Source organism: Bacteroides sp. MSK.20.12 (genome assembly GCF_019052435.1).
Taxonomy (GTDB): Bacteria; Bacteroidota; Bacteroidia; order Bacteroidales; family Bacteroidaceae; genus Bacteroides; species Bacteroides xylanisolvens.
Genome location: NZ_JAHQVH010000083.1, coordinates 1 through 5,249, shown reverse-complemented (window position 1 = coordinate 5,249; position 5,249 = coordinate 1). Strand labels below are relative to the sequence as shown.

Genomic DNA, 5,249 nt, shown 5'->3' with positions numbered 1-5,249 from the left:
AACTAACTCGCAATGAATTAGTTGCCTTAAATTTTATTATTTTAGGAATATCCCTAAATAAGGTACTTCAATATAAAACCCCGGAAGTCTGAAATAAAATCAAGTAGTCCTATAGATTAGATCAGACAGTCCGGAATTAAATCAAGTAAGTTCGGCACAGAATTAGGAAAGCTCGAAGGCCTTATCTGCCGCACTTATTGCGTTGGCAATACGATCACACCATGAATCAAATTCCGGATCGGGTATTTGTGATTCCGGATGGGAAAGCATATAGTGTACGGCTTGTCGTAATCCGTCTGCCATGGAAGTGTTGCATATAAAATCAGGAACCAACCGCTTTATCTTCGAGTTATCAAAGACTACCGTAGCTGCTTTATCTCCTAACAGTTCACCTCTGAAATCATAATGATCGCTATGCTTGGCAAGGAAATCGGAGGCTACGTGTAATGCATTCAGAGGTTTACCCAACGCGTCGGCAATGGTTTGATAAATCTGATTCCAGGTCATGCTTTCATCGGTAGTGATATGAAAAGCGTTCCCAATGGCATGAGGGTTCGCCATCAGTCCTACATAACCTTTGGCAAAATCTTTAGAGTGAGTCAATGTCCACAAAGAAGAACCGTCGCCGGGGATAATAACAGGTTTACCTTCAAGGATTCGTTTTAGGATCTGCCAGTTTCCCTTATCGCCATGTACAGATACGGGAGGTTTTGTTCCGTTGTAGGTATGGCTGGGACGGACGATTGTAACAGGGAAACCGTTTGTGCGATAGGCTGCCATCAGCACTTCTTCCGCTTCTATCTTGTTACGGGAATACTGCCAATAGGGATTGACCAATGGGGTGCTTTCGGTTATGCGGTAATCGGCCAATGGCTTTTGGTAGGCAGAGGCACTGCTGATAAAGATATATTGCCGCGTTTTATTCTGGAACAGGCGGATATCACGCTTCACGTCTTCTGCCGTATAGCCAATGAACTGTGCAACCACATCGTAATGTTCGGACACGATGGCTTTTGCCACAGCTTCTTCATCATTAATATCCGCAATGATACTGTGAATTCCCTCCGGCATCTTTTTCGAACCACGATTTAGGAGAGTAATCTCCCACCCTTTTTGTTGCGCCAATGCTACTACATCTGTACTAATCGTACCTGTTCCTCCAATAAATAATGCTTTCATAAAACCTGTTTTTTATATTCTCCGGAACAAATATATCAATTCCATCATTTACTTCCAGCAATCATTGCCATTTATTTTTTCTGCCCGAAAGTTTATGTAGTATACAGATTACTGATTCTTATACCCATATTACTGATTTGCTGAATGAAATTAAAAAGATACCTTCAAATGTTTTATCTTTGTATCAGATTAATAACAGAAGCATATGGATGAAATAACAAAAATTGAAACCGTCGATCAGTATGACCAATTGTTTGGACTGGAAACATTGCACCCTTTGGTGAATGTAATCGACTTCTCAAAAGCCACCAGGTCAGTTGAATATATCCGTATGAATATCGGATTCTACTGCTTGTTCCTGAAGGATGCAAAATGTGGCGACCTCACTTATGGACGTAAGAATTACGATTATCAGGAAGGAACGGTTGTTTGTATGGCACCGGGACAAGTGAGCGGAATAGACAACCGCAACAGACCTGCTCCCCGCACCAAGTCAATCGGCGTTTTGTTTCATCCCGATTTAATCCGCGGAACTTCATTAGGACAGCATATCAAGAACTATACTTTTTTCTCTTATGAGGTAAATGAAGCATTGCATCTTTCAGACCAGGAAAGAGAAATCGTAACTGATTGCATACATAAAATTAGGATCGAGCTGGAGCATCCTATTGACAAACACAGCAAGCAACTCATCGTGCGAAACATCGAACTACTGCTGGATTACTGTATGCGTTTCTACGAACGGCAGTTTATTACACGTAATCAGGCGAACAAAGATATTATCGTAAAATTCGAGCAATTGCTGGACGAATACTTCCAGAATCAGGTGGCAATAACCGAAGGACTGCCATCCGTGAAATATTTTGCAGACAAGGCATGTCTCTCTCCTAATTATTTCGGAGACTTGATAAAGAAGGAAACAGGAAAAACTGCACAGGAATATATCCAGTGCCGGATTATCGAACTGGCAAAAGAAAGAATACTGGAAGGTGTTCAAACTGTCAGCCAGGTGGCTTATGAACTGGGATTTCAATATCCACAACACTTCAGCCGATTGTTTAAAAAGCATGTCGGTTGCACCCCGAACGAATATAAACAAAGAAACTAAGCATTTTTTAGCTACAGGAGTCTCAACATCATGGGAGATAAAGTACTCAAAATAGGAACCGTGCATCAATGCAATTGTTGTCTGGGAAGCAAAACACTACATCCGCTGGTGAGTGTCATTGATCTCTCAAAGGCTGACTTGTCGCCTCATACGGACATCAAGTTCGACTTTTATACGATTCTATTGAGTGAGTGTAAATGTGAGGCCTATGTGTATGGTCACCAGTATTATGATTTCTCGGACGGTACTTTGATCTGCCTGGCTCCCGGAGAGTCTATCAGTATGAAAGAAAAAAATAAGAGATTTCCCTCTAAAGGATGGATATTGGCTTTTCATCCCGATCTGATTTGTGGCACTCCGCTCGGACTTAATATAGATAACTATACTTTCTTCTCTTATCAGCCTGAAGAGGCACTGCATATATCATTGCGCGAGAAACAGATCATTCTGGAATTTATGGACAGAATCAACCAGGAACTCGAACGTTGTATTGATCGCCACAGCAAAAAAATAGTTTCCAAGTATATAGAGCTATTGCTGGATTACTGTGTACGTTTCTACGAACGCCAATTCATTACACGTAACGAAGTGAATAAAACGATTATCAAGCAATTTGATAAAATGATAAATAACCATTTCGAAACGAAGCCGGTACCGGCTGTCGATGTGCTTTCAAATGAGTATTGCGCTAACGTGCTTCATTTATCTTCTGAATATTTCAACGACTTGCTGAAGCACGAAACGGGGAAATCTTTTAAAGAATACATCGAGTTCAAACGTTTCGAGATTGCCAAAGACTGGTTGCTGAATACTGATAAAACAGTTAATCAGATAACACAAGAACTGGGTTTCCAGAATCCGCAGTATTTCAGCCGGCTATTCAAGAAAGTTACCGGTTGCTCTCCGAATGATTTCAGAGTACCTAACTAGAAATGAAATCTAAAAGGATTGGAGGACGATAAAGCAACAAAAAAGTCTTAATGAAATTTGAATTGAAATATCCAGTTCTTAATCTATGTTATGAAACATACTTTTTTGCTTGGATTATTTGCTAATTTCCCAATAGTCCGTATCTTTGCAATGTGTTTTTCATAGTATTAGATTTAAGGTTAACAAAGGTTGGAGCAAGGCGTTGCTCCTTTTTTTATGTCCATACGTAAGCTCTCCTCTTTAACTTCCTAAGTTACCATTTCCCGAACAGTTGTTCTTTCTTATGAATGACGGTATTGGAATTACGCTATTTTTCAGTAACTTTGCAAAGAGAGATGTATCAATTATGTCCCGGTAAAGCAAATCAAAAAGTTCTCTTTTTACGTTATATATAAAAAGAAAATTTAATCCTTAGTAGAATAATGGAAACAATGCAACAATATTATCGTCTGATGAAATCAATCCTCTTCGTATTATTTCTTTCTTTCGGCATGATTTCGTGTGAGAAAGAAGATCCGGTTTCTACATCTCCCAACACAAGGCAGACGGATAACACTGATCCGACAGATCCTGATCCTACCGACCCGGTGGTTCGTTCGGATAATGAACAAACTGTATTTATGTATCTGCCTTGGTCGACTGACCTGACTTCCTTTTTCTATCAAAATATTGCTGATCTGAAAAGTATTATCGGACAGAATATATTGAAAAACGAGCGGGTTCTCGTATTTATGTGCACAACGGCTACAAAAGCCACTCTCTATGAGCTTTCTTACGAAAAAGGCGCAGCTGTGCAGAAGGCTTTAAAAAGCTATAATTATCCGACTCCCAGCTATACAACGGCCGAGGGTATCACTTCTATCCTGAATGATGTACAGACCTACTCTCCCGCCAAACGATATGCAATGATTATCGGATGCCACGGGATGGGATGGATCCCCGTATCAAGAACGCAATCACGCAGTAGCCTGCAAACAGTCAAAAAACATTGGGAATATGGGAATACACCTATGACACGTCTCTTCGGAGGCAGAGAATCCAAGTATCAGACGGATATTACTACACTTGCCGAAGGAATATCGAGCGCAGGATTGAAGATGGAGTATATCCTTTTCGACGACTGCTATATGTCGACAGTAGAGGTTGCTTATGACCTTAAAAACGTAACAAGTCACCTGATAGCATCCACTAGTGAAATTATGGCTTATGGTATGCCATACGACAAGATCGGCCAGTACTTAATCGGAAACATAGATTATGAAAAGATTTGTGATGGTTTCTATTCTTTTTATTCAAATTATGTCACTCCCTGCGGAACAATCAGTGTCACAGATTGCTCGGAAGTGGATAATCTGGCGGCCATTATGAAAGAAATAAATCAACGTTATACGTTTAACGAAGAATTAATTTCTTCTTTGCAGAGTTTAGACGGATATAAACCTTCCATATTCTTTGATTGTGGTGATTATGTTGCAAAGCTATGCTCCGATCCTGATTTATTGGAGCAATTCAACGAACAACTGAAACGCACAGTTCCATATAAAAAGAATACGGAGTATTATTTTACAGCAATATCCTCCTATTATGGAGAACGAAAAAAAATCAATACTTTCTCCGGTATCACTATTTCTGATCCAAGCACTAGTGCAGCTGCTTTGAAAAAGAACGAAACAGCGTGGTATGTTGCCACTCATTAAGGCTACTAAAAGAAATAGTACGATAATGGAGCTTTACTCTTGTCTGTAATCGGTCAAATCTCTTAATAAAAATAGATTCGAGAATACAAATTCTTAATCAATGTTATAAAACATACTTTTTTTCTTGGATTATTTGCTAATTTCGCAATAGTCCGTATCTTTGCAATGTGTTTTTCATAGTATTAGATTTAAGGTTAACAAAGGTTGGAGCAAGGCGTTGCTCCTTTTTTTATGCCTATACTCCAAATTGCCTTTGTTTTTCTCTTCCCGGCTCACCCGAAATTTCTTGGGGGTAACTATTTGTAGCTTTCTTTAAAGTGATTACTTTTGTAATA

At 39.5% G+C, this 5,249-nt stretch carries 4 protein-coding genes; 3 read left to right on the top strand and 1 reads right to left on the bottom strand.

Annotated features, from left to right (window positions below; all coding sequences use genetic code 11):
- Window positions 1-162: 162 nt before the first annotated feature.
- Complete coding sequence (locus tag KTR06_RS24115) at window positions 163-1,179, bottom strand: SDR family oxidoreductase (RefSeq protein ID WP_008022584.1); 1,017 nt, start codon at window positions 1,177-1,179, stop codon at window positions 163-165.
- 205 nt (window positions 1,180-1,384) lie between these two features.
- Between KTR06_RS24115 and KTR06_RS24110 the strand changes: the two genes are divergently transcribed.
- From KTR06_RS24110 to KTR06_RS24100, 3 genes are all read left to right on the top strand, one after another.
- Complete coding sequence (locus tag KTR06_RS24110; RefSeq protein WP_008022585.1) at window positions 1,385-2,287, top strand: AraC family transcriptional regulator; 903 nt, start codon at window positions 1,385-1,387, stop codon at window positions 2,285-2,287.
- A 30-nt stretch (window positions 2,288-2,317) separates the two neighbouring features.
- Window positions 2,318-3,217, top strand: coding sequence for an AraC family transcriptional regulator (locus tag KTR06_RS24105; protein ID WP_049702692.1), 900 nt, complete (start codon window positions 2,318-2,320; stop codon window positions 3,215-3,217).
- Between the two features lie 422 nt (window positions 3,218-3,639).
- Window positions 3,640-4,914 (top strand): clostripain-related cysteine peptidase, encoded by a 1,275-nt coding sequence (locus KTR06_RS24100; protein WP_049702691.1) that lies wholly within the window; start codon window positions 3,640-3,642, stop codon window positions 4,912-4,914.
- Window positions 4,915-5,249: the final 335 nt, after the last annotated feature.

What these genes read in the sequence shown, in the direction of transcription:
- KTR06_RS24110 (WP_008022585.1), top strand. Translation starts at nt 1,385, where the DNA reads ATGGATGAAATAACAAAAATTGAAACCGTCGATCAGTATGACCAATTG.
- KTR06_RS24115 (WP_008022584.1), bottom strand. Translation starts at nt 1,179, where the DNA reads ATGAAAGCATTATTTATTGGAGGAACAGGTACGATTAGTACAGATGTA.
- KTR06_RS24105 (WP_049702692.1), top strand. Translation starts at nt 2,318, where the DNA reads ATGGGAGATAAAGTACTCAAAATAGGAACCGTGCATCAATGCAATTGT.
- KTR06_RS24100 (WP_049702691.1), top strand. Translation starts at nt 3,640, where the DNA reads ATGGAAACAATGCAACAATATTATCGTCTGATGAAATCAATCCTCTTC.